The organism is Mycolicibacterium wolinskyi (assembly GCF_002101965.1).
GTDB classification, from domain to species: domain Bacteria; phylum Actinomycetota; class Actinomycetes; order Mycobacteriales; family Mycobacteriaceae; genus Mycobacterium; species Mycobacterium wolinskyi.
In genome coordinates, this window is record NZ_LQQA01000034.1 from 99834 (window position 1) to 124276 (window position 24443).

General features: G+C 66.7%; 26 protein-coding genes and 1 pseudogene. 20 read left to right on the forward strand and 7 right to left on the reverse strand.

Annotated features, from left to right (window positions below; all coding sequences use genetic code 11):
• Positions 1–5: 5 nt before the first annotated feature.
• Positions 6–536 carry a CGNR zinc finger domain-containing protein gene (locus AWC31_RS34535; protein WP_067849677.1) on the forward strand — a complete coding sequence of 177 codons (531 nt, stop codon included), beginning with the start codon at positions 6–8 and terminating at the stop codon, positions 534–536.
• Here AWC31_RS34535 and AWC31_RS37020 read toward each other — a convergent pair.
• Positions 521–631 (reverse strand): hypothetical protein, encoded by a 111-nt coding sequence (locus AWC31_RS37020; RefSeq protein ID WP_110775414.1) that lies wholly within the window; start codon positions 629–631, stop codon positions 521–523. The genes AWC31_RS34535 and AWC31_RS37020 overlap by 16 nt on opposite strands.
• Before the next feature lie 114 nt (positions 632–745).
• On the opposite strand from AWC31_RS37020, the gene AWC31_RS34540 reads away from it, so the two are divergent.
• The gene (locus tag AWC31_RS34540) at positions 746–1429 is read left to right on the forward strand and encodes a TetR/AcrR family transcriptional regulator (protein WP_067849675.1); all 684 of its coding nucleotides are present in this window, start codon (positions 746–748) and stop codon (positions 1427–1429) included.
• A complete protein-coding gene (locus AWC31_RS34545) occupies positions 1426–2199 on the forward strand; it encodes an SDR family oxidoreductase (RefSeq protein WP_085150126.1) in 774 nt (257 codons plus the stop codon). The genes AWC31_RS34540 and AWC31_RS34545 overlap by 4 nt, the downstream gene beginning before the upstream one ends.
• Before the next feature lie 3 nt (positions 2200–2202).
• Here the strand turns inward: AWC31_RS34545 and AWC31_RS34550 are convergent, their stop codons facing one another.
• Positions 2203–3141 (reverse strand): LysR family transcriptional regulator, encoded by a 939-nt coding sequence (locus tag AWC31_RS34550; protein ID WP_085150128.1) that lies wholly within the window; start codon positions 3139–3141, stop codon positions 2203–2205.
• A 131-nt stretch (positions 3142–3272) separates the two neighbouring features.
• On the opposite strand from AWC31_RS34550, the gene AWC31_RS34555 reads away from it, so the two are divergent.
• The 3 genes from AWC31_RS34555 to AWC31_RS34565 are packed head-to-tail and all read left to right on the forward strand — an operon-like array spanning position 3273 to position 6359.
• Positions 3273–4298 carry a tripartite tricarboxylate transporter substrate binding protein gene (locus AWC31_RS34555; protein ID WP_085150130.1) on the forward strand — a complete coding sequence of 342 codons (1026 nt, stop codon included), beginning with the start codon at positions 3273–3275 and terminating at the stop codon, positions 4296–4298.
• Entirely contained in the window at positions 4298–4831 is a 534-nt protein-coding gene (locus tag AWC31_RS34560; RefSeq protein WP_085150132.1) for a tripartite tricarboxylate transporter TctB family protein, read from the forward strand. The genes AWC31_RS34555 and AWC31_RS34560 overlap by 1 nt, the downstream gene beginning before the upstream one ends.
• A gap of 4 nt (positions 4832–4835) precedes the next feature.
• Complete coding sequence (locus tag AWC31_RS34565) at positions 4836–6359, forward strand: tripartite tricarboxylate transporter permease (RefSeq protein WP_085150134.1); 1524 nt, start codon at positions 4836–4838, stop codon at positions 6357–6359.
• Here AWC31_RS34565 and AWC31_RS34570 read toward each other — a convergent pair.
• Genes AWC31_RS34570 through AWC31_RS34580 form a run of 3 tightly spaced genes read right to left on the reverse strand, consistent with a single transcriptional unit; the run spans position 6312 to position 9232 of the window.
• Entirely contained in the window at positions 6312–6992 is a 681-nt protein-coding gene (locus AWC31_RS34570) for a FadR/GntR family transcriptional regulator (RefSeq protein WP_085150136.1), read from the reverse strand. The two genes, AWC31_RS34565 and AWC31_RS34570, sit on opposite strands and share 48 nt — an antisense overlap.
• Positions 6989–8107 carry an L-talarate/galactarate dehydratase gene (locus AWC31_RS34575; protein WP_085150138.1) on the reverse strand — a complete coding sequence of 373 codons (1119 nt, stop codon included), beginning with the start codon at positions 8105–8107 and terminating at the stop codon, positions 6989–6991. Before AWC31_RS34575 ends, AWC31_RS34570 begins: the two co-directional genes overlap by 4 nt.
• 39 nt (positions 8108–8146) lie before the next feature.
• Positions 8147–9232, reverse strand: a complete 1086-nt coding sequence (locus AWC31_RS34580; protein ID WP_085150139.1) for an alcohol dehydrogenase catalytic domain-containing protein — start codon at positions 9230–9232, stop codon at positions 8147–8149.
• Positions 9233–9267: 35 nt separating this feature from the next.
• Here AWC31_RS34580 and AWC31_RS34585 point away from each other — a divergent pair, with 35 nt between their 5' ends.
• Positions 9268–9714: an acyl-CoA thioesterase gene (locus AWC31_RS34585; protein ID WP_085150298.1), complete on the forward strand. Its 447-nt coding sequence runs from the start codon at positions 9268–9270 to the stop codon at positions 9712–9714.
• Positions 9698–10135, forward strand: a complete 438-nt coding sequence (locus AWC31_RS34590; protein WP_085150140.1) for an SRPBCC family protein — start codon at positions 9698–9700, stop codon at positions 10133–10135. Before AWC31_RS34585 ends, AWC31_RS34590 begins: the two co-directional genes overlap by 17 nt.
• Before the next feature lie 7 nt (positions 10136–10142).
• On the opposite strand, the gene AWC31_RS34595 is transcribed toward AWC31_RS34590, so the two are convergent.
• A complete protein-coding gene (locus tag AWC31_RS34595; RefSeq protein ID WP_085150141.1) occupies positions 10143–10811 on the reverse strand; it encodes a GntR family transcriptional regulator in 669 nt (222 codons plus the stop codon).
• 14 nt (positions 10812–10825) lie between these two features.
• Between AWC31_RS34595 and AWC31_RS34600 the strand changes: the two are divergent.
• The 12 genes and pseudogenes from AWC31_RS34600 to AWC31_RS34655 all read left to right on the forward strand — a co-directional run.
• Positions 10826–11593, forward strand: a pseudogene (locus AWC31_RS34600) (MCE family protein); the annotation flags it as partial.
• The gene (locus tag AWC31_RS34605; RefSeq protein ID WP_085150300.1) at positions 11590–13164 is read left to right on the forward strand and encodes a virulence factor Mce family protein; all 1575 of its coding nucleotides are present in this window, start codon (positions 11590–11592) and stop codon (positions 13162–13164) included. The pseudogene AWC31_RS34600 and the gene AWC31_RS34605, both read left to right, overlap by 4 nt.
• A gap of 9 nt (positions 13165–13173) precedes the next feature.
• Entirely contained in the window at positions 13174–14811 is a 1638-nt protein-coding gene (locus AWC31_RS34610) for a virulence factor Mce family protein (RefSeq protein ID WP_067848805.1), read from the forward strand.
• On the forward strand, positions 14811–15962 hold the full coding sequence (locus tag AWC31_RS34615) for a virulence factor Mce family protein (RefSeq protein ID WP_067848802.1): 1152 nt from the start codon (positions 14811–14813) through the stop codon (positions 15960–15962). Before AWC31_RS34610 ends, AWC31_RS34615 begins: the two co-directional genes overlap by 1 nt.
• A 3-nt stretch (positions 15963–15965) precedes the next feature.
• Positions 15966–17522, forward strand: a complete 1557-nt coding sequence (locus AWC31_RS34620; RefSeq protein ID WP_085150142.1) for an MCE family protein — start codon at positions 15966–15968, stop codon at positions 17520–17522.
• On the forward strand, positions 17492–18115 hold the full coding sequence (locus AWC31_RS34625) for an Rv1363c family protein (protein WP_085150143.1): 624 nt from the start codon (positions 17492–17494) through the stop codon (positions 18113–18115). Before AWC31_RS34620 ends, AWC31_RS34625 begins: the two co-directional genes overlap by 31 nt.
• Positions 18112–19080, forward strand: coding sequence for an RDD family protein (locus tag AWC31_RS34630; protein WP_085150144.1), 969 nt, complete (start codon positions 18112–18114; stop codon positions 19078–19080). The genes AWC31_RS34625 and AWC31_RS34630 overlap by 4 nt, the downstream gene beginning before the upstream one ends.
• On the forward strand, positions 19077–19628 hold the full coding sequence (locus AWC31_RS34635; protein WP_085150145.1) for an Rv1363c family protein: 552 nt from the start codon (positions 19077–19079) through the stop codon (positions 19626–19628). Before AWC31_RS34630 ends, AWC31_RS34635 begins: the two co-directional genes overlap by 4 nt.
• A complete protein-coding gene (locus AWC31_RS34640) occupies positions 19595–20410 on the forward strand; it encodes a mammalian cell entry protein (RefSeq protein WP_085150302.1) in 816 nt (271 codons plus the stop codon). The genes AWC31_RS34635 and AWC31_RS34640 overlap by 34 nt, the downstream gene beginning before the upstream one ends.
• A 16-nt stretch (positions 20411–20426) precedes the next feature.
• Positions 20427–21095 carry a YoaK family protein gene (locus tag AWC31_RS34645; protein WP_085150147.1) on the forward strand — a complete coding sequence of 223 codons (669 nt, stop codon included), beginning with the start codon at positions 20427–20429 and terminating at the stop codon, positions 21093–21095.
• Positions 21096–21171: 76 nt separating this feature from the next.
• Positions 21172–22233 (forward strand): alcohol dehydrogenase catalytic domain-containing protein, encoded by a 1062-nt coding sequence (locus AWC31_RS34650; RefSeq protein ID WP_085150149.1) that lies wholly within the window; start codon positions 21172–21174, stop codon positions 22231–22233.
• A gap of 58 nt (positions 22234–22291) precedes the next feature.
• A complete protein-coding gene (locus AWC31_RS34655) occupies positions 22292–22831 on the forward strand; it encodes a TetR/AcrR family transcriptional regulator (RefSeq protein WP_207626491.1) in 540 nt (179 codons plus the stop codon).
• Here the strand turns inward: AWC31_RS34655 and AWC31_RS34660 are convergent.
• A complete protein-coding gene (locus AWC31_RS34660) occupies positions 22828–24342 on the reverse strand; it encodes an HNH endonuclease signature motif containing protein (protein ID WP_085150152.1) in 1515 nt (504 codons plus the stop codon). The two genes, AWC31_RS34655 and AWC31_RS34660, sit on opposite strands and share 4 nt — an antisense overlap.
• Positions 24343–24443: the final 101 nt, after the last annotated feature.

Genomic DNA, 24443 nt, shown 5'->3' on the forward strand with positions numbered 1-24443 from the left:
TAGATATGGATCTGGTGGCGGTGAGCCCGGAGGACGAGACGCTGCTGCTCGATCTCCTCAACACCACGCCGGTGATGGAGAGTGTGCAGCACGACCTGCTCGACGAGCCGAAAACGGCTGCCGCCTGGTTGAGAGATCACGGCCTGACGCACAGCGAGTTGGCGGACCTCATCTCGGCCCGCAATGTTCTTCAGGCCGTGGTGCGCGGTACGCAGTCGCCGCGGGCACTGAAGCCGTTTCTCACCGCGGTCGCACTGCAACCGACGATGACGGCTGACGGGGTGACGTGGGAACTGGCGGCCGGCGGCGTCGCACCGGGCGCGGTGCGCGCGGTACTGGCCTGGGACGCGCTGCGAATCAACAGCCCAGGTCGGTTACGGCCGTGCGCGAACGACGAATGCAGGCTGTTTCTGATCGACCGAAGCAAGCCGAACACCGCACGATGGTGTTCGATGGCGATTTGCGGAAATCGCATGAAGGCGCGCAGGCACTACCAGCGCGCCAAGACGACAGAGCCGGATCAGACCGGCGGATAGGCTGGCGGCGGGTAGACACCGCGCAGAGCCCACGGCAGCCACGAGAAGAAGAAATCGCCCTCGTCGCTGATGTCGTAGTCAGGATTCGGATCCATTCCGGCAGTCTAGACCGACTGGGCAAGATCAGAACAGGGATTGCCTACACTGTTCAACCAGCCAGTTGATTGATAGCCCCGGCATGGCCGGGCGAGGCCGATAGCGAGTGTCCTATGTCATCCGATGCAGACGCCGGTCGGGGCCGCACCGCGGCCGCGAACAACGGAACGTCCCGACGCGACGAACTGCTGACCGTCGCCGCCAAGTTGTTCGCCGCGCGCGGCTACCACGGCACCCGGATGGACGACGTCGCAGAAGCCGTCGGCCTGAACAAGGCCACCGTCTATCACTACTACTCCAGTAAGTCGTTGATCCTCTACGACATCTACAAGAGCGCCGCGGACTTCACGGTCGAAGCACTGCACGACGATCCGACGGCGACCGCCCGCGAGACGATCTACCACTTCACCCGCCGGTTGTTGGTCGGCATCGCCAACGACCTGGAGCGCGCCGCGGTGTACTTCCAGGAAGGCCCCTACATCGCCGAGTGGTTCACCGAGGAACAGGTCGCCTACATCCGCCGCGCCGAGACCACGGTCTACGAGCACGTACGTGACGTCATCGACCGCGGCATCGCCAGCGGCGAGTTCCACGACTGCGATTCGCACGTCCTGGCACTGGGCTACATCGGGATGACCCTGGGCGCCTACCGCTGGCTGCGGCCGCACGGCAGGCGCACCGCCGAGGAGATCGCCGTCGAGTTCAGCACCGCACTGTTGCGCGGGCTGATCCGCGACGAAGCCGTCCGTACGGACTCGCCGCTCGGCATCGACATCGAGACCGGGCAGCGTTCGTGAGCGATCTGTTCCGCCTCGACGGCAAGGTCGCGGTGGTCACCGGCGGCGGCCGCGGCATCGGGCTCATGATGGCCCGTGGGCTGCTGCAGGCCGGTGCGAGTGTCTACCTGTCGGGCCGCAAGGAGGCCGAACTCGATGCCGCCGTGACCGAACTTTCGCCGCTCGGCCGCGTCGCCGCGGTGCCGGCCGATCTCGGGACCGCCGAAGGGGTCGCCGCGTTGACCGCGGCGGTCACCGGGCGCGAGGACGCGATCCACGCGTTGTTCAACAACGCCGGTGCCGCGTGGGGCGCACCCTATGACGAGTTCCCGGAGTCCGGCTTCGACAAGGTCTACAACGTCAACGTCAAAGGCGTCTTCCTGCTCACCCGGGCGCTCACGCCGCTGCTGAATGCCGGTGCGACCGAAGAGGATCCGGCGCGAGTGATCAACACCGGCAGCATCGACGGCATCGTCGCGCCCGAGCGCGGACGCGACAACTTCTCCTACAGCGCCAGCAAGGCCGCCGTGCACATGCTGACCCGCCACCTGGCCGGTGAGCTCGCCCCGAGAATCCTCGTGAACGCGATCGCGCCGGGCCTGTTCGAGTCGCGTATGACGAAGGAGCTGCTGCGGGCCGGCTCAGACGCGGTCGGGTCGGCATTGCCGCTCGGGCGCATCGGCAAGCCGGACGACATCGCGGGCATCGCGGTGTTTCTCGCGAGCCGGGCCAGCACCTACATCACCGGTGCGGTGATCCCGGTCGACGGCGGCGTCAGCACCATTCGCTGATTCCTAGCCGAGGGCGATGAGGTCGTCGAGGTGTTCGGCTGACCGCTGCACCAGTTGCAGCACCTGCTGCAGCAGCGGTGTGAGACCGCGGCGCGCCCAGATCGCGTGGAGTTCGACGGGACGCGACGGGTCGCTTTCGGGATGCCCGCCGCCGACGTCGACCAACGGTTTGTAGACCACGCCGTCGACGTGCAGCGCCGTCGCGCTCGCCGGCACGAGCGCAACTCCCTCACCGGCCGCCACGAGCAGTACCGCGGTGAGGATCTGCTGCACGCGCTGCTTGATCCGCGGATGTCCGTTGAACAGGAAGCGGACCGTCAGCTCGTGGAAGTACCTGGCCTGCACCGGGTGGTAGCTGATCACCGGCAGCCCGTCGAAGTCCTCGGGACCGAGCGGCCCCGTCGCGCCCGCCAGCGGGTGGTTCATCGGCACGACCGCGCGCAGCGGCTCGCGCGCGACGACGATCGAAGACAGCGCCGCGGTGTCGAACGGCGGGCGGGCCAACCCAAGATCGAGCTCGCCGCGCCGGATGCCGTCGACCTGCGCGCCCGTCACGCGCTCGTGCAACACGACCTCGATGTCGGGCAGCTCGCTGCCGAGCAGACCCAGCAGCGGACCCAGGATGCCGATCGCCGACACCGCGGTGAAGCCCAGGTGCACGGTGCCCGCCGAACCGCGCTCCACCCGTTGCGCCTGTTCGGTCGCGGCGTCGAGGGTGTTGAGCATCCGGTAGCAATCCTCGAGGAAGGCCGCCCCGGCCGGCGTCAGCAGGACACGCCGGTTGTCGCGGTCCAGCAAAACCGCCCCGACCGAACGCTCAAGCTTCTGAATCTGCCGGCTCAGCGGCGGCTGGCTCATCGCGAGCCGGTCGGCGGCCCGGCCGAAGTGCAGCTCCTCGGCAACCGCGATGAAGCAACGCACCTGGTCCAGCGTGATCGCCATGCATTGAAGGTATCAAGCGATGCTAAAAGAGGCTTGGACAGGTATCGTCCACGCTCCCTACCGTGTAGTGATGGCCGCCACATGACGGGCGTATTGCGCAGCACTTCACATCCCCCACAGGAGTACACGTAATGGCGATCTCAACCGCTCGCTCACGACGCGGGCGCACCCGCACCATCCTTGCCGCGGCGGCAGCCGCGGGTCTCGCCCTCACCGCGTGTGGGGGAGTCGAGACCACAACCGGCGGTGGCGGATCCGACGCAGGATGGCCCTCGGGCAGCATCGAGATGTACGTCGGCGCATCGGCCGGCGGATCGAGCGATCTCATCAGCCGCGCGGTGTCGAAGGGCCTGTCCGACGATCTCGGAGCCTCGTTCCCGGTCATCAACCGCGAAGGCGCCAACGGCGCGCTCGCGGCCGCCGAGGTCGCGAAGGCTCCGGCGGACGGTTCGGTGATCGCGATCCAGAACGCGTCGCTGTTCACCATCACCCCGCTGGCCGTCAGCCCCGACGAGGTCACCAACCTCGACGACTTCGACGTCGTCTACGGCGTCTCCCGAGACGACTACGTACTCGTCACCAATCCGGCGAGCGGATTCAAGACGCTCGAGGACATCAAGAACGCCAACCGCCTCGTGAAATACGGCACCACCGGCGTCGGCACCGGCGCGCAGCTCTCGGCGGCCCTGCTGTTCAAGACCAGCGGCGTGGATTCCCAGGCGGTTCCGTTCGACGGCGGCGCCCCCGCGCTGGCCGCGGTGCTGGGCAACCAGGTCGACGTCGCGTCGATCCAGGTGGGTGAGGCGATCGAGAACATCCAGTCGGGCAAGCTGACACCGCTCGCGGTCTTCGGCCCCGACCGCATCGACTATCTGCCCGAGGTCCCGACGGCCAAAGAGCAGGGGCTCGACGTCGAGGTCACGCAGTACCGGTTCATGACGGTGCCGAAGGGCACGCCGCAGGAAGTCAAGGACAAGCTCATCGAAGGCTTGAAGGCGACCTATGCGACCGACGAGTACAAGAAGTTCAACGAGCAGAACAGCCTCACGCCCATGGAGATCTCCGGTGACGAGGTGACCGCACAACTCAACAAGGACAAGCAGCGCTACGCGGATCTGGTCGCCCAGTACGGCATCAACCTGCGGGACGAGGGCTGATGACCGCCGTGCAAGAACCGCACGCCCGCGACGTCCTCGCCGAGATCGAAGCCGAGGTCGCCCACGAACTGGAGGACGAGCGCCCGCCCGCAGGCGGGACCGCCTACCAGGTGATCGGGGCGCTGGCCGGCCTGGCGATCGGTGTCGTCGGCACGGTGCTGGCCTACGGGTACGGGCTCGGCTCGCTGGCCGAGCCGGGCCCGGGCCTGTGGCCATTCGTCGTCAGCGTCGTGATCGCGCTGCTGTCGGTGCTGCTGCTCGTTGTCGGCCGTGGACTGACCGACAGCGAAAAATTCACCCGCAGCAGCCTTTTGGCGGTCGCCGGGGGCGTGACGTTCGTGGCGTTCGGCCTGCTGATGCCGTTGATCGGGTTCGAGATCCCGGCCGTGCTGCTGTGCGTGATCTGGCTGCGGTTCCTGGGCGGCGAGAGCTGGCGCAGCACGATCGTGGTCAGCGTTGTCACGACCGCGGTCTTCTACTTCCTGTTCCTCTACGGCCTGCGGATCCCGCTGCCACACCTGATCGCCTTCTGACACCATGGATTTCAGCGCATTCCTGGACGGCTTCGCACTCGTCGCGGAGCCGCACAACCTGCTCTACTGCCTGATCGGCGTACTGATCGGCATGATCATCGGCGTGCTGCCCGGCCTCGGCCCGGCCGCCACCATCGCGATCCTGCTGCCCATCACCTACACGATCGATCCGGTGTCGGCCATCATCATGCTGGCCGGCATCTATTACGGCGCGCAGTACGGCGGCACGATCACCTCGGTGCTGTTGCGGCTACCGGGTGAAGCATCGTCGGTCGTCACGGTTTTCGATGGCTTCGCCCTCGCCAAACAAGGCAAGGCCGGCACAGCGCTCGGCATCGCGGCGATCGGTTCCTTTGTCGGCGCGACGATTTCGATCATCGGTCTCACCCTGCTCGCCCCGGTGGTGGCCAGCGTCGCCCTCGATTTCGGGCCGCCCGAGTACGCCGCGCTGGCGCTGCTCGGTGTGCTGCTGGTCGCCACGATCGGCAGCGGCAACAAGCTCAAGGCGTTGATCGCCGGCGCGGTGGGCCTGCTGCTGGCGACCGTGGGGCGCGACAGTTTCAGCGGCGCGTCCCGATTCACGTTCGACAGTCTGCAACTCGCCGACGGCATCGACTTCGTTGTCGTGGCGATGGGTCTGTTCGGCGTGGGCGAGATCCTCTACAACCTCGAGCAGCGGCACGGCAAGCCGCACGTCCCGGCCAAGGTCGGCAACGTCTGGCCGTCCCGCAAGGACCTCAAGCAGTCGTCGGGTGCCATCGGTCGTGGTTCGATCATCGGCTTCGTGCTCGGCGTGCTGCCCGGCGGCGGAGCCACGCTGTCGTCGATCGTCGCCTACGCCACCGAAAAGAAGCGGTCGAAGACGCCGGAACGGTTCGGGCGCGGGGCTGTTGAGGGCGTGGCCGCGCCGGAGACGGCCAACAACGCGGCGGCGACGTCGTCATTCATCCCGCTGCTGACGATCGGCCTGCCCGCCAACGCGTCGATGGCAATGCTGTTCGGCGCGCTGTTGATCCTCGGGATCTCACCCGGCCCGCAACTCGTCGACGAGCACCCGGACGTGTTCTGGGGCGTCATCAACTCGATGTACATCGGCAACCTGTTGCTGCTTCTGCTCAGCATTCCGCTGGTCGGCATCTTCGTGAAGATCCTGCGGGTTCGCCCCGCCATCCTGGCGCCGATCACCGCGCTGATCACGATCCTGGGCGTGTACACGATCAACAATTCGGTCTTCGACATCTTCCTGATGATCGTGTTCGGTGTCATCGGCTACCTGATGAAGAAGTTCGGATTCGATCCCGGCTCGATGGTGCTGGCATTCGTGCTGGGCACCATCATCGAGTCGAGCACGCGCCGTTCGCTGTTGATCTTCGACGGCGACCCGACCGGCTTTGTGACGCGGCCGATCTCGGGTGCGATCCTGGCGATCTTCGTCGTGGTGGCGCTGCTGCCGGTCTTCCGGCAGGTGCACAGGCGCCGCTCAGAGCCGGCCGGCGTCGAGCCGCCGACGAGTGTTACCAAGGTGTAGGCGCATGGCGGCCCGGGCCAGATCCGGGTCGCCTGCGATCACCGCGGCCGCGACGTCGCCGTGCTCCCGCCGGACGCGTTCGGCGTGCGCGGCGTCGGTGATGGAATGCGTATCGCCGAGCCGGGTGCGCGGAAGCATGATCATCATCGGACCCAGCGAATCCAGCAGGTCGAGATAGAAACGGTTACCGCTGACCGCCGCCACCGCCCGGTGAAAGCGGAAGTCGGCCTCGACGGCATCCTCCGGGGCCGCGTCGACGAATTCGGCGAGTGCGGTGCGGACGGCTTCGCCGCCCTTGTCGTCGACGCGGGCGGCTGCCAGAGCGGCTGCCTCACATTCGATCCCGAGCCGGAAGTCGATCATGTCGAGTACATCGTGATGGGTCCGGATGGCTGCCGACTCCACCGTGAACGACGTCGGCTCCGGCACCGCGAGCACGAATGATCCACGGCCCTGGAATGTTTCGACCAGGCCTTCGGCGCGAAGCCGCGTCACGGCCTCGCGCACCACGGTCCGGGAAACCCCGAACTCCTCGATCAGTTCGGCTTCCGAAGGCAGTTTCTGCCCGGGCGGGAGGTCGCCGGCGAAGATCTTGTCCTTCAGACCGGCGACCACCCGTTGCGATGCACTCACGAGCGAAATTCTGCCCGCTCTTTGGTGAGCGCCCGCATCTGGTCACTGAGCGTGAAGCCCAGTCCGGCCCGCTCGGGCAGCCACATCCGGCCGTCGCGAATCTCGATGCGCTCGTTGAACAGCGGGTTGAGCCACTCGAAGTGCTCGACCCACGGCTCGGTCGGGTAGGCCGCGGCGAGGTGCAGGTGAATCTCCATCGCGTAGTGCGGGGCCAGCGCGAGCCCGGCGTGCGATGCCAGCGTCGCGAACCGCAGGAACGGCGTGATCCCGCCGATACGGGGCGCGTCGGGCTGAACGATTCCGCGGTAGCCCGCGTCGATCAGCGCCATGTGCTCGGGCACCGAGGTGAGCATCTCGCCCGTGGCGATGGGGGTGTCGAAGGCGCGGCTGAGATCGGCGTGACCGACGGCGTCCCACGCGTCGAGCGGTTCCTCGATCCAGATCAGGTCGTACTGCTCGAGCTCGCGACACATCCGCCGGGCCCGCGCGCGGTCCCACTGCTGATTGGCGTCGACCATGAGCGGGTTGTCGCCCAGGTGCTCGCGCAGCGCGGCGACCCGCTCCAGGTCCGTCTTCCAATCCGGTTGCCCGACCTTGATTTTGATGCCGCCGATGCCGGACTCCAGCGACGCGGTGGCCTTGTCCTTGATCTCGTCGACCGAGGCCTGCAGGAAGCCGCCCGACGTGTTGTACACCCGGCACGAATCCCGGTGGGCGCCGAGGAGTTTGGCGAGCGGCAGGCCGGCGCGCCGGGCCTTGAGATCCCACAGCGCGACGTCGAGCGCGGCGATGGCCTGGGCGGCCACGCCCGACCGGCCGACGGACGCGCCGGCCCACAACAGGGACTGGTAGATGCGGTCGATGTCGGAGGGGTCATGGCCGATCGCGACCTCGGCGATTTCGGCCAGGTGGGTGTATTGAGCGGGTCCACCGGCGCGCTTGGAGTAGCTGAACCCCATGCCCTCGTGGCCGTCTTCGGTCGCGACCTCCACGAACAGCAGGACGGTTTCGGTCAGTGGTTTCTGCCGGCCCGTCAGGACCTTGGCGTCGCTGACGGGATTGGGCAGCGGCAGGACGACGTGCGAGAGCGTGAGATGACGAATGCGATCAGACATATGACAAGTCTAGAACTTGTCATACAAGTTGAACAAGGGTCAGTCGAAATCGATGATCTGGCGCACCGCCCGGCCGTCGGCAAGCTCGTCCATGCCCGCGTTGATGTCGTCGAGCGAGATCGACGACGACACCAGGGATTCCACCGGCAGCCGGCCCGCCCGCCACAACTCGACAAAGCGGGGAATGTCGCGCGCCGGCACCGCCGAGCCGAGGTAGCTACCGATCAGGGACCGGCCCTCGGCGACAAAGCCCAACGGCGATACCGAGATTCGGGCATCCGGCCGGGGCAGGCCGACCGTGATGGTGCGCCCACCCGGACCGGTGAGGGCGATCGCGGTCTCCAGCGCGGCCGGATGGCCCGCCGCCTCGATCACCACCTCGGCCTTGAGGTCGGCGGCCTGCTCGGGTGTGTAGGCCTCGTGCACGCCGAGTTCGCGCGCCCGCGCCAACTTGTCCGACAACTGGTCCACGCCGATCACCCGCACGTCATCGTGCGCGAGCGCGGTCAGGGCCGCCGCCATTCCGACACCGCCCAGACCCACGATCGCCACGGTCTGGCCGGGCCGCGGCTTGCCGACGTTGAGAACCGCACCTCCGCCCGTCAGCACCGCGCAGCCCAACAGTGACGCCACCACCGCGGGAACATCGGCGGGAACGGGCACCACCGAGCGCCGGTCGACGACCGCGTGGGTCGCGAACCCCGAGACTCCCAAGTGGTGAAACACCCGTTCACCGTTGCGGCTCAGCCGAATATCGCCTTCCATCAACGTGCCCGCGCCGTTCGCGACCGAGCCCGGGCCGCACGGGGTCAGCCCGTCGGTCGCGCAGGCCGGACAGTGACCGCACCGCGGAAGGAACGTCATCACGACGCGCTGACCCTCCGGCAGGTCACCGGCTTCGACAATCCCGGCCGCCTCATGACCGAGCAGCATCGGGACGGGCCGCACCCGGTTGCCGTCGACGACCGACAGGTCGGAGTGGCACAGCCCGGCCGCTTCGATGCGGACCAGCAGTTCGCCCGGGCCGGGCTCGGCCAGGTCGAGTTCGCCCACGCTCAGCGGCCGGGATTCGGCATAGGGGCGGGGCAGGCCGATGGCCTCGAGGACGGCTCCACGGATCTTCATGAGGACCAGCCTGCCCCGACTGCAAGACTTCAGCCATGACGGGTACCGAACTCACTCCTGGCGATTTCCCGCTGCACTGGCCGGTGCTGACCCGGTGGACCGACAACGACATGTTCGGCCACCTCAACAACGCCGTCTACTACGAGTTGTTCGATACGGCGATCAACGGGTGGATCAACACCAACTGCGACATCGATCCGGTCAACGCGCCGTGGCTCGGCGTCGTCGCCGAGTCGGGCTGCCGCTACTTCGCCGAGCTGAAGTTCCCCGACCCATTGGTCGTAGGGCTGTCGGTGGCCCGATTGGGCAACAGCAGCGTCACCTATCAATTGGGGTTGTTCGAACCCGACGGGCCGGTCGCCGCGGTCGGGCACTGGGTGCACGTGTACGTCGACCGGACCTCCCGCAGGCCGGTGCCGATTCCCGACGCGATCCGCGCGCTGCTGCAGTCGATATGCTCTGCCGATGCCGCTCGTGAGTAAAACCGTCGAGATCGAGGCCCCGGCCGAGAAGATCATGTCGATCGTCGCCGACTTCGAGGCCTATCCGCAGTGGAACCCCGAGATCAAGGGCTGCTGGATCCTGGCCCGCTACGACGACGGCAGGCCCAGCCAGCTCCGGTTGGACGTCGAGATCCAGGGCCAGTCGGGCGTCTTCATCACCGCGGTGTACTACCCGGGCGAGAACCAGATCTTCACGATGCTGCAGCAGGGCGACCACTTCAAAAAGCAGGAACAGAAGTTCTCGGTGGTTCCCATCGGCGCCACGTCCCTGCTGACGGTCGACCTGGAGGTCGAGACCAAGCTCGCGATTCCCGGACCGATGGTGAAAAAGGCCATCGGCGACACCCTGGACCATCTGGCCAACAGCCTGATCGCCCGGGTTCAGCAGTTGGCCGGCTGACGCGCCCCTAGTCCCACATCCCGATCTCGTCGAGACGTGCGATCAACCGCTGGGCGCCGTCGGTGAACTGCCCGCCGTTGAGTTCGACGGCCGTGCGGGTGTCGCGCCTGCGCAGCGCGTCGATCAGCCGCCGGTGGCTCTCGACGGCCTCGTGTCCCCACCGGGGATCGGTCGAATAGATGAGCGCGGGCAGGTAACGCGCGACGTGCAGTAGGAACCACGCCAGTTTGATGCGGCCGCTCGCGCGGTTGAACGCGCGGTGGAAGGCGAACTCCGCGGCCGAGATCTCCTCGGGATCGTGCCGGTCGACCGCGGCCGCGAGTTCGGCGTTGAGCCGTTCGAGTTCGTCGATCTCGGCGTCGGTGATGCGCTCGGTGGTCGTCGCGGCCAACTCGCGCGCAATTGTCGCCTGCAGCCAGAAGATGTCTTCGACGTCGGTGCGGCTGAGCGGTACGACGACGTGGCCGCGGTGCGGCTCGAGCTGCACCATGCCCTCGCCGCGCAACGTCCGCAGCGCCTCCCGCACCGGGGTGATGCTGACCCCGAGCGCGGCGGCCGTCTCGTCGAGCCGGATGAAGGTGCCCGGCCGCAGCACGCCGGTCATGATCTCGGCCCGCAGATGCGCGGCCACCTCGTCGGAGAGCTGCTCACGGCGCACTCCGCGGCGGCGTTGCACGGCTGTTCTGACACCTGTTCGACCAGACCACTGCCGCGATTCGCTACCAGGACCTGATCGGCAACCGCTACCTGGAACTTAAGCGCGGTGAGAGCAACAAGATCATCCCGCCGGGCAGCACGATTCCGCTCGAGCGCACCGAGCCCGCACTGGATCTCGACGCCCTCGTCGGTGGATTCCGGCCGCTGTTCCGGTCGCTGGATCCCGAGAAGGTCAACACGATCGCCAAGTCGATCATCACGATCTTCCAGGGCCAGGGCGGCACCATCAACGACATCCTGGACCAGACGGCCCAGCTGACCGAGTCCATCGCCGAGCGTGACCAGGCGATCGGCGAGGTCATCAAGAACCTCAACACGGTGCTCGACACGACGGTCAAGCACCAGAAGCAATTCGACGAGACCCTGGTGAACTTCGAAACGCTGATCACCGGCCTGAAGGACCGGGCCGACCCGATCGGCGCTTCGGTGGCCAACATCAGCAACGCGGCGGGCTCGCTGGCCGATCTGCTGTCGGACAACCGGCCGTTGCTCAAGGACACCGTGGGCTACCTCGACGTCATCCAGAAGCCGCTGGTCGACCAGCGGCAGGAGGTCAACGACATCCTGGTGCAGATTCCCGCGGCGTTGAAGATCATCGGTCGTGCCGGTGGAATCTACGGTGACTTCTTCAATTTCTACGCCTGTGACCTGACGTTGAAGCTCAACGGGTTGCAGCCGGGCGGTCCGGTCCGAACCGTCAGGGTCACGTCGCAGCCGTCGGGTAGGTGCACGCCGAAATGAGGACACTTCAGGGTTCCGACCGGTTCCGTAAGGGCCTGATGGGCGTCGTGATCGTCGCGCTCATCATCGGCGTCGGCTCGACGCTGACCAGCGTGCCGATGCTGTTCGCGGTGCCGACCTACTACGGGCAGTTCGCCGACACCGGCGGGCTGAACATCGGTGACAAGGTGCGCATCGCCGGTATGGACGTCGGCACCGTGCGGAGCATGGACATCAACGGCGACAAGGTCGAGATCGGCTTTACGCTGGGCGGCCGCACGATCGGCACCGACAGCCGCGCCGCGATCCGTACCGATACGATCCTGGGCCGCAAGAACATCGAGATCCAGCCGCGTGGCGACGAGACGCTGAAGCCGCGCGGCATGCTGCCGCTGGGGCAGACGACGACGCCGTACCAGATCTACGACGCGTTCCTCGACGTCACGCGCGCCTCGCAGGGCTGGGACACCCAGTCGGTCAAGCAGTCGCTGAATGTGTTGTCCGAGACCGTCGATCAGACCTCGCCGCACCTGAGTGCCGCACTGGACGGGGTCGCAAAGTTCTCCGAGACCATCGGCAAGCGCGATGACGACGTCAAGAAGCTGCTGGCCAACGCGAACAAGATCGCCACGGTGCTCGGCGACCGCAGCACGCAGGTCAACCAGCTGCTGGTGAACGCGCAGACCCTACTTGCGGCGGTCAACGAACGCGGTCAGGCCGTGAGCATGCTCCTCGAGCGTGTGTCGTCTGTGTCGAATCAGGTTGAGGGCCTCATCAATGACAACCCGAACCTGAACCACGTTTTGGAGCAGTTGCGCACCGTCAGCGACATCCTCGTCGAACGTAAACAGGATCTGGCCGACACCCTGACGATCGCGGGCAAGTTCATCACCTCGCTGGCCGAGGCGCTCGCGTCCGGTCCGTACTTCAAGGTCATGCTGGTGAACCTGATCCCGCCGACGATCCTGCAGCCGTTCGTCGACGCGGCGTTCAAGAAGCGTGGCATCGACCCGGAAGAGTTCTGGCGCAACGCGGGCCTGCCGGCCTTCCGCTTCCCGGATCCGAACGGCGAGCGCTTCGAGAACGGTGCGCCGCCCGCGGCCCCGACGCCGCTGGAAGGCACCCCTGAGCATCCGGGTCCCGCGGTGCCGCCGGGATCGCCGTGCTCGTATACGCCACCGGCAGACGGCATTCCGTCTCCGGGCAACCCGCTGCCGTGTGCCCATCTGACGCAGGGTCCGTACGGGCCGGTGCCGGGTGGCTACGGTCCGCCCGATGTCGCCACGTCGGCACCGAATCCGGGTGGGATCGCGCATTCGCCCGGTGTGCCGAGCGCTGCCATCCCCGGGCAGATGCCTCCGGACCAGCCGGGTGCACCTGTCGAGCTGGCCCCCGGTCCGCCGGGAGCCCGCACGGTTCCGGTGAGCCCGCAGCCCGGGCCGCCCGACTTCACTCCGGGTATCGCACCGCCGCCCCCGGCGATCGTCGGTCCGCCGCCACCACCAGGACCCGGCCAGCAATTGCCGCCTGCGGGTACGCCACCGCTTCCCGGCAATCCGCCGTTCCTGCCGCCAGGGTCGCAAGAGGGTTAGGCGAACGTCATGTCAACGATCTTCAACATCCGAAACATCAAGTTGCCCAGCGTTTCCCGGGCAGCTGTGATCGTCGGCGCGCTTCTGGTGGCCGCGGCGTTGGTGGCGGGGTTCCTCGGTATCAACCTGTACAAGCGACTGACCACGACCACGGTCACCGCGTACTTCCCCGAGGTGCTCGCGCTCTATCCCGGCGACAAGGTGCTCATCATGGGCGTCAAGGTCGGCGCGATCGATTCGATCGAGACCGCAGGCGACAAGATGAAAGTGGTCTTCCACTTCAACAACAAGTACAAGGTGCCCGCGGACGCGACGGCTTCGGTGCTCAACCCGAGCCTGGTGGCCTCGCGCGTCATCCAGATGTCGCCGCCCTACACCGGCGGACCGGTGATGGAGGACGGCGCGGTCATCCCGATCGAACGCACCCAGATCCCCATCGAGTACGACGAACTGCGCAACCAGGTCACGCGCCTGCTCGCCGACCTGGGTCCGACGCCCGAACAACCCAAGGGCCCGTTCGGCGACATCATCGAATCGTTCGCGGACGGGTTCGCGGGCAAGGGCGATCAGGTCAACCGGACGCTCAACGGCCTGTCCGAGGCGTTGACGACGCTCAACGAGGGCCGCGGCGACTTCTTCGCGGTGGTCAAGAGCCTGGCGTTGTTCGTCAATGCGCTGCACCGAAGCGATCAGCAGTTCGTGGCGCTCAACAACGATCTGGCGCAGTTCACGAATTCGTTCACCAACACCGATCAGGAGTTGGCGACGGCGCTGCAAGATCTGGAGCGGGTCCTCAAGACCACACGTGAGTTCCTGGACGAGAACGGTGGAGTGCTCACGCACGACATCAACAACCTCGAGCAGGCGACCACGGCGATCCTGCAGCCGGAACCGCGCAACGGCCTGGAAACCGGTCTGCACGCCTATCCGAACCTGGCCGCCAACGTCGTCAACATCGTGGCGCCCAACCAGGGCGGCATCGTGGGCCTTCCCGTTCTGCCCGGCCTGACCAACTTCTCGAACCCGCTGCAGTTCATCTGCAGCTCGATCCAGGCCGGAAGCCGGTTGGGCTACCAGGATTCCGCGGAGCTGTGCGCGCAGTACCTGGCCCCGATCCTCGATGCGATCAAGTTCAACTACCTGCCGTTCGGCCAGAACCTGGCCAGCACGGCGATGACGCTGCCCAAGCAGATCGCGTACTCCGAGAAGCGGCTGCAGCCGCCGCCGGGATACAAGGACACCACCGTTCCGGGTATCTGGTCGCGCGACACGTTGTTCTCGCACGGCAACCACGAGCCGGGCTGGATCGTGGCGCCGGGCATGCAGGGTGTCCAGGTGCAGCCGTTCACCCAGAACATGCTGACCCCGGAGTCGCTGGCCGAGCTGATGGGTGGCCCGGACATCGTGCCGCCGCCTGCCCCGCCGGCGTTCGGCGTGCCGCCGGGCGGCAACCTGCCCGGTCCGCCGAATGCGTACGACGAGCGAAATCCGTTGCCGCCGCCGTGGTATCCGCAGCCCGGCCCGCCGCCGGCCCCGGCTCCCGGAGTTATCCCGGGTGATCCGTTGTCCGCGCCCGCGGCCCCGGCCGCACCCGCTGCCCCGGCACCGGCCGGCCCGCCGCTGCCCGCCGAAGCAGGAGCCCCGTGATGAAGATTCGAAAGGTGAGTCGCATCGGCCGCCGCATCGCGGTGCTCGCCGCGGCGGCGCTCGTGCTGACCTCGTGCGGTCAGTGGCGCGGCGTGGCCAACGTGCCGCTGCCGGGCGGGCCCGGCACCGAGTCGGGGTCGACGACGCTGTATGTGCAGATGCCGGAAACGTTGGCCCTCAACGCCAACAGCCGGGTCCGGGTGCGCGACGTCTTTGTGGGCCGGGTTCGCAAGATCGAGCTCATCAACTGGGTGCCCACGCTGACGATCGATCTTCAGCCGGGCATCGAGCTGCCCAAGAACACGCTGGCCAAGATCGGTCAGACCAGCCTTCTGGGTTCGCAGCACGTCGAGCTCAATCCGCCCGAGGACCCGTCGCGGGAGATGCTCAAGAGCGGCGACACCATTCCGCTTGCCCAGTCGTCGGCCTACCCGACCATCGAGCGGACGCTGGCGGGTATCTCCGGCATCCTGACCGGTGGCGGCATCCCGAACATCGAGGTCATCCAGACCGAGGTGTTCAACATCCTCAACGGCCGTGCCGATCAGGTTCGCGAATTCCTCAACCGGCTCGACACGTTCACCGACGAGCTCAACCAGCAGCGCCAGGAGATCAACCGCGCGATCGACTCGACGAACCGGTTGCTGAACATCGTGTCGCAGCGCAACGACACGCTGGACCGGGTGCTGACCGAATTCCCGCCGCTGATCCAGCATTTCGCCGAGACCCGGGATCTGTTCGCCGACGCGGTGACTGCGCTGGGCCGGTTGTCGGCGGCCGCCGACGAGACGCTGTCGAACACCAACGCGAATCTGCACACCAACCTGCAGAACCTGCAACGGCCGCTCAAGCAGCTCAGCCGGGCGGCTCCGTATCTGGTGGGCGCGCTCAAGCTGCTCCTGACCGTGCCGTTCAACATCGACAACATCCCGAAAGCCATTCGTGGCGACTTCATCAACGTGTCGTTGAAGTTGGACCTCACACTGAGCTCGGTCGACAACGCGTTCCTGTCCGGAACCGGCGTCTCGGGCATGCTGCGGGCGCTGGAACAGGCCTGGGGCCGCGACCCGAACACGATGATCCCGGATGTGCGGTTCACGCCGAACCCGCACAATGCACCCGGTGGCCCGCTGGTGGAAAGGGGGGAGTGAGGCATGCTGCTGACCCGCTTCATCAAGATGCAGCTCGTCATCTTCCTGACGCTGACGCTGGTCGCGCTGGTGGTGCTGGCGTTGTTCTACCTGCGGCTGCCCACGTGGGCCGGGATCGGGATGTACAAGCTCAACGCCGAGCTTCCGAACTCGGCCGGCTTGTACGAGACGGCCAACGTGACCTACCGCGGCACGACCATCGGCAAGGTCACGTCGGTGGAGCCCACCGAGCGGGGCGCCCGGGTCGAGATGGAGATCTACGACCAGTACAAGATCCCGGTCGACGCGAGCGCCAACGTGCACTCGGTGTCGGCGGTCGGTGAGCAGTTCATCGACCTGATCTCCGAGGGCGACCCCAAGCAGTACTTCAGCGAGGGGCAGACCATCACGAAGGGCACCGTGCCCGCCGAGGTCGGCCCGGCGCTCGACGCCGCCGAACACGGCCTCGCGGTGCTGCCCAAGGAGAAGATCGGCACGCTGCTCGACGAGGCGTCCAAGGCCTTCGGCGGTCTCGGCCCGTCGCTGCAACGCCTCGTCGACTCGACGCAGGCCATCGCGGGCGACTTCAAGCAGAACATCGATCCGGTCAACGACATCATCGAGAACTCCGGGCCGATCATCGACAGTCAGGTGAACTCGGGCGACGCGATCTCGCAGTGGGCGGCGAACCTGAACACGCTCGCCGCACAGAGCGCGCAGAACGACGCCGCGCTGCGCAGTGGTCTGCAGCAGGCCGCGCCGACCGCCGATCAGCTCAACGCGGTGTTCAGTGACGTACGGGAATCGCTGCCGCAGACGCTGGCGAACCTCGAGATCGTCATCGACATGCTCAAGCGCTACAACAAGAACGTCGAGCAGGTGCTGGTGGTGCTGCCGCAGGGCGGCGCGATCGCACAGACCGCGACGATCTTCGCGCCCGAGGGTCTGCTGCACTTCGGCCTTGGCATCAACTCGCCGCCGCCGTGCCTGACGGGCTTCCTGCCCGCCTCCGAATGGCGTTCGCCCGCAGACACTTCCACGCGTCCGTTGCCCGACGGCCTGTACTGCAAGATCCCGAAGGACGCGCCCAACGCGGTACGCGGTGCCCGCAACTATCCGTGCGCCGACGTGCCCGGAAAGCGGGCAGCCACCCCGCGGGAGTGCCGCAGCGAGGAGCCGTACGTGCCGTTGGGTACCAACCCGTGGTACGGCGACCCGAACCAGATCCGGAACTGCCCGGCTCCTGCCGCGCGCTGCGATCAGCCGGTCGACCCGGGCCGCGTGATCCCGGCGCCCTCGATCAACAACGGGCTCAACCCGTTGCCGGCGAGCCAGCTGCCTCCTCCCGAGGTGGCTTCCGGACCGACGAGCGATCCGCTCACCGCGCCCCGTGGCGGCAGTGTCACTTGCAGTGGACAACAACCCAACCCCTGCATCTACACTCCGGGAGCAGGCTCGACCGCTACCTATAGCCCATCCAGCGGTGAGGTGGTCGGTCCCGGCGGTGTGAAGTACTCCGTCACCAACTCGAATAACCCAGGAGATGACGGATGGAAGGAGATGCTGGCGCCAGCCAGCTGAACCTCACCGATCAGCAGGAACCGGAGCACACCGAACCTCAAGCCGAGGAGACCGCAGAGGACACCACCGAGGCCGTCGATGAGCGCCGGCCGTCCCGGCTCGGTCGGGGCTGGATGTCGGCCATCTGCGCGGGGCTGGTCGTCCTGGCCGCCGCCGCAGGTGTCGGTGGCTACCTCGCGCTGCGCGCGCATTCGGCCAGTGAGCAGATCGCGCGTGACGAGGCCGCGGCCCTGCAGGCGGCCAAGGACTGTGTGACGGCGACTCAGGCGCCGGACACCCAGGCCATGATCGAGGCCCAGACCAAGATCATCGAATGTGCGACCGGTGACTTCGAGACGCAGGCCGGCCTGTACAGCGGGATGTTGCTCGACGCCTATCAGGCGGCCAACGTCCAGGTGAAGGTGTCGGATCTGCGGGCCGCTGTGGAGAAGCACAACGACGACGGGTCGATGGACCTGCTCGTCGCGGTGCGCGTGCTGGTGACCAACACCGAGAAGTCGGATGAGGAACAGGGCTATCGGCTGCGGGTGAAGATGGCGCGCGCCGAGGACGGCAACTACAAGGTCGCGAGACTGGATCAGGTCACGTCGTGACTGCCGTGCTCGACTCCACCGACGTGGAAACCGTGAACGACACTCCGGACGTGCCGTCGGCGTCGTGGTGGTCGCGGGCCGGGGCGTTCGCGATCGACGTGGTTCCGGGATTGGCGGGGATCGCGACGCTGGCGTTGCTGGCCTTCGCGGCTCCGCTGTACGGCTGGTTGTGGTGGGGCTCCTTCGTCGCGGCCATCCTGGTGACGATCGCCGTCCTGGCCAACCGCGTGTTGTGGCCCGCGACCAAGGGCTGGTCGGTGGGCCGCGCGGTGTTCGGCATCAGGGTCGTGACGCGCGACGCCGGCAAGGCCGGTTCGGTCCGGCTGTTGCTGCGCGATGTCGCCCATCTGCTCGATACCGCCGCGGTGTTCATCGGTTGGCTGTGGCCGTTGTGGGACAAGCGCAAGCGCACGTTCGCCGATCTGCTGACCCGCACCGAAGTGCACCGCGTCGAAACCCCTGAGCACGACGCCCGTCGCCGCGCCGGCGTGCTTTTGGTGTCCGCGGCCCTCGTGTGTGTGGTCGCGGCGGGTGTGGGCTACCTGGCCGTGTACCGCCAGGACCAGGCGGTGCGCCAAGCGCACGAGCAGATCGCCAACGACGGCCCGCGGATCGTCGAGCAGCTGCTGAGCTACGGCGTCGATTCGTTCGACCAGGATTTCGCGCGCGCCCAGAGCCTCGCGACCGACAACTACCGCCCCCAGGTGATCGCGCAGCAGGACGCCGTCCGCAAGGCCGGCCCGACCACCAACGAGTACTGGGCGGTGAGCAGCGCCGTGCTTTCGGCCACCAAGTCCGAAGCGTCGATGCTCTTGGCGATGCAGGGCCAGCGCGGAACCAACCCGCAGGACCTGAAGTTCATCACCGCGACCGTGCGGGCCGACTTCCGCAAAACCGGCGATGCGTGGCAGGTCGACAACCTCACGGTGCTCAAGAAGCCTCAGATGAACGGGGGCGGTCAGTGAGCCCGCGCCGCCGCATCGAGCCCGACGAACGCGACTACTTCGCGGTCGAGCCCAAGCCGCCCATTCGGTGGGGGCTGCCGATCGTCGCGATGTTGTCCGGACTGTTGATCGCCGCGGCCGTCGCGGGCAGCACGTTCATACTCGTGCGGCACGAGACCGATCGTCGCACCGAGATCAAGAACGCGGCAGCGCTGAGCTACGTGCGCGAGTTCATGACCGTCTACACGACGCTCGATCCGTTCCACGCCAACGACTACGCGGACCGCATCCTGACGCAGGCCACCGGCGACTTCCAGAAGATGTTCAAAGAGAAGCAGAACGAGATCATCATCCAGGTGGCCCGCGCCGAACCGACCGCAGGCACCGTCCTGGAGGCCGGTATTCAACGCTGGAACGACAACGGCAGCGCTGACGTGCTGGTCGCGACCAAGATCAACACCCGGTCGCCGGATGGGAAGACCAACATCGAGAGCGGAAACCGTTGGGTGGCAACGACTATTCTGGAAGGACAACAGTGGAAGATCAGCCAGCTGATCCAGGTGATCTGACGTCCGACGACCAGAAGCCACGCCGCCGTTGGGGTTTCGGACGCAAACGCAACGCGGAGCAGCCCGCCGAGGAGACGGACCGCAACGAGCCATCCCCGGAGGCACGGCCCAAACGTACGCCGGTGGGCAAAGGGCGGCGCGCAGCCGCGGTGGAGCCGGAACCCCAGGCGGAACCGGAGCCGGAGCCCGAGACGGAGGCCGCGGAGCCTGAAGAGCCCGAGCCCGCCGCGGAGGAAAAACCGGAGCCTGTCCTCGTCCCGCATCGCCCCGCCGGGAAGCGGCTCACCTATGCCGCGGTGGGTGCGGCGGCGGTGTTCGTCGCCGCTGGCGCATTCGCGGGGGCGATGGTGCAGCCGTACCTGTCCGATCGCGCCCTGGTGGACACCAAACTCCAAGTGGCACAGACGTCGGCCGATGCGATCACCACGCTGTGGACCTACACGCCCGACAACATCGAGTCGTTGCCCGACCGGGCGTCGCGGTACTTGTCGAATGACTTCGCCAATCAGTACCGGCAGTTCATCGATTCCATCGTGCCCTCCAACAAGCAGGCCCAGATCACCAACAACACGCAGGTGGTCGGCACGGCGGTGGAGAGCATCAGCCCGACGGAGGCCACGGCGATCGTCTACACCAACTCGGTGTCGACCAGCCCGGTGACCAAGAACGTTCCGTCGTTGCGGTACCTGTCGTATCGGTTGACTCTCGTTCGTGACGGCGGAGATTGGCGCATCACGCAGATGCCCGCGCTGACTCAATTAGATCTGTCGCCGCAGCTCTAGCCTCGAGGATCTGGGCATGGCCATCGCGTCGCCGGTATCCGAACGACTAACTGTCACTGCGCTTCTGCTGCTGACATTGGCCACCGGAATCGTCGATGCGATCAGCGTGCTGGTACTCGGTCACGTGTTCGTCGCGAACATGACCGGCAATGTGATCTTCCTGGGCTTCTGGTTCGTGCCCCATTCGGGGGTGGACCTGACTGCCGCCGTCGTCGCATTCGCCGGTTTCGTGGCGGGCACTGTGCTGGGCGGAAGGTTGGCGAGGCACATCGACAGCCATGTGCGGACCTGGCTCACGGTCGCCCTCGGCGTGGAAGTCGTTATATTGACCGCACTTTCGGTCCTTGCCGGCACCGGAGTGTTGCGGTATCACGACAACTCCAAACTGTTCCTGATCGCCGGACTCGCTCTGACCTTCGGCATCCAGAACGCCACGGCCCGTCAGTTCGGGATACAAGAGCTCAGCACCACGGTGCTCACGTCGACGATCGTCGGCATAGGTTTCGACAGCCGCCTGGCCGGAGGTACCGGGCAGCGGGAGAAGCTGCGCTACGCAGTGGTCGCCACGATGTGCGGTGGCGCGGTGATCGGCGCGACGCTGTCGCGGGTCACTGTCGCACCCGTGATCGCGCTGGCTGCGGTTGTGGTGGCGATCAGCGCGCTCATCTTCAGGTTCGGCCACTAGAGCGGCGGTGCGCTTGCGTTTGGGCGGTGACTGCCGCATCCTATTCTTTGTCGATCAACAAAGAATAGGACAGTCGATGCGCGCATCCGTCATAGAACAACTCGGAACACCGCCGGCCGTGGTCGAAGTGCCCGATCCGGTATGCCCGGCCGACGGCGCGATCCTGCGCGTCGAAGCCAACGGCATCTGCCGTACGGACTGGGCGTTGTGGTCGGGCCAGTTCTGGTCCGGCGGACCGGTTCTCACGGCGCCGTTCGTCCTCGGGCACGAGTTCGCCGGAACGATTGTCGAAGTCGGCGCTGACGTCCGGAACTGGAAGCCCGGCGCCAGAGTGACGTTCCCGATGAACCCGGGCGACGGGACCTGCCAGACGTGCCGAACGGGAAACCAGCAGGTATGTGAACACTTCGACGAATTGGTGCCTGGCGTTTCCTATTGGGGCGGCTACGCCGAGTACGTCGCGGTGCGGTTCGCCGACGTGAACTTGGTCGAGTTGCCGGAGACGCTGAGCTCGACGGCCGCAGCGAGCCTCGGCTGCCGGTACATGGCGGCGTTTCACGGCATCGTCGAGCAGGCCAGGACGCGCGGCGGCGAATGGGTGGCCGTACACGGGGCGGGTGGCGGCATGGGACTGGCCGTGGTGCAGATCGCGGCCGCAGTCGGGGCGAATGTGATCGCCGTCGATATTTTCGATGAGAAGCTCGAAACCGCCCGCGCACTCGGTGCTGTGCACACGGTCAACGCCGCCAAGGAGGACGCCGCCGGCGCCGTGCGCGAACTCACCAGTGGCGGTGCGCATGTGTCGGTCGACGCCGTCGGAATTGCGGCCTCCTGCCGGGCATCGGTGGAGTCGTTGCGTATCCGCGGCAGACATGTCCAGCTGGGCCACACCACACCCGCCGAGCGCGGCAGCATCGCGCTGCCGATCGACGTCATGATGGTCAAGGAACTGGAATTCCTCTCCGCCTTCGGGATGGCGGCACACCGGTTCCCCTCGATGTTGTCGATGGTCAATGCCGGCACGCTTGACCCTGCGAAAGTCGTCTCGTCAACCGTCGGTCTCGACGGTGTGGGCGGCGTACTAGAGTCGATGGCGGCCTACGGTACAACCGGTGTGGTCGTCATCGACCGATTCTGAGAGCTGCGTGATGGCTGGACGTCCAAGGGAATTCGACCGCGACGCTGCCCTGCGGACAATGCAGGAGCTGTTCTGGCGACACGGATTCGAGGGCGTATCGATGGCCGACCTGGTGGCCGCGACCGGATTGGCCTCCGCACGTCTGTACGCGGCATTCGGACCCAAGGAGCAGATGTTCCGCGAAGCCGTCGAGCTCTACATGCAAACCGATGGCGGGTTCGCCGACCGGGCATTCGCCGAGGAGCCCACCCTGGCGGACGCCGTGCGTCGCATGCTGCGCGATGCTGTCGACGTCTATGCCAAACCACATCCGCGCGGCTGCATGGTCGTGGCTGCGGCAACCAACTGCACGCCCGGGCACGACGAGATTCGTGAGTGGCTCGAGAAGCACAGACACGAGAGAGCGCAATCCATCACCGCGGCCGTCCGGGCCGCCAAGAAATCAGGTGAACTGCGCACAGACGCCGACGTCCAGCAATTGGGTGACTACTTCGCAACCGTGCTGAACGGCCTATCGGTTCAGGCCCGAGACGGCGTATCGCCAAGGCGGTTACGCGCTGTCATCGAGCCCGCGATCGCGGCGCTTCCGCTGCGCTAGAACGGCGGGGGCGCATTGCACTCGGCGACGAAGGCGTCGTTGAGACGTCGTTCGGCGGCGATGGCGCGCAGGGTGTTCTCGGCTCGGGTGTGGGTCCGTCTGGGCATCTTCACACTTCGGTCGCCGGATTGCGTCGGCACAGAGTCGGGCAACACCAGGGTGCCGGTCGGCGCAGCAAGAGCGGGAACGTGGAGGCGGCTCCCGGGCACGGTGGTGTACTCGTGTCCGGTGGGCGCGGTCCAGATGACTGTGCCGTCAGGCAGTTGGCGGTCTTTCCAGCCGCCTTCGCCAATCCAGAACGTTTTCAGCAGGTGATGAAAACGGCACAGGCACTTCAAGTTCGACGCATGTGTACACCCCCACGGATGAGGCACCGTGTGGTCGATGTCGCATCGGTCCGCCGGTTTGTCGCAGTAGGGAAAGCGACACGTGAGATCGCGGCAGCGCACGAAGTCGGCCAATGCCCGTGAGGGGACGTATCCGCGCTCAGGGGGCGCGTCGCCGGGGTGGATCACCGGCCGCACGGTCGCGAACGGCAGGATCTCGGCCAAGGCGTAGGCAGGCAGGACTCCGCCGCCCAGAACGAACGCGGGCGCGACATCGTCGGCTGTCGCTTCCGGGGGAGGGGGCGCGATCTCCTCGCTGGTCTCGTCGGCTGACTCGTCCGGCGTGGCGGCCGCAGCCTCGACGGTGGCCCGGTCGGCCACCACATGCACCACGACGTTGTTCGTCGACGGATCCGATGTGCCCGCGGTGCAGTCGTCTCGGCCGCACAGACACGCCAGGTCGGTGCGGGCCGCCAGCGCGCCCATGGCGTCCGAGCGGCGTTGATCGAGTGTGCGGGGATCGTGGGCGCACACCGATCTGGCCATCTCGTCGATGACGCTGTCCACCAACTCCGCGTTGTGCGACTGCAACCGACCGGACATGCTTGTCGTCCCGGGTTCGTCCCCGGGCGAACCGAAGTCGATATAGCGGGCCCGCACGGCGGCCTTGCCGCGGCGCAGCGCACCCGGATCGTGCTCAATGACCAACGCGTCGATGGCCTTGCGGATCGCGCGGTCAGACCACGCGCCCCACCTGGTGATTCGGGCGGCCAGGTCGGCATCTACGCGGGCGAGTGCGTCGGTGTCTTGTATGAGATGGGTGCACCAGACGATGGCGCGCACCAAGTCCTCGTCGACCAGACCGGCAGCGAACAACGCGCCCACCGCGGGTAGCCGGTCACGCACCACCACGCCGATCCGGGCCTGCGACAGGGCATTCCAGGAACTGACTCCTTGGGACGCACCGAGTTCGGCTCCGACCGCGGCGCTCGGATCCACCCACCACAGCTCGCGATCCTCGGCGGTCGGGGTGTCGGTGCGGCGGGTGAAGCTCTCGGCCATCGTGGCGAGTTTGCGGGCGGCCGCGGCGGCCTCGACCTGTGCCCACCCGGCCGCGGTGTCGTTGAGCGTGGCGTCATCCAAGCCCGCCAGCTCGGCGATTTCAACGAGCGATCCATCGAACATGTATTCGAATCTACCTATTCCGGCCGGCCCGCCGCGCACCAAATCGGCCGCCTGTGGATGAAGTACAGGTTGGGGATAACTCGGAGATCGGGCAGTACTCT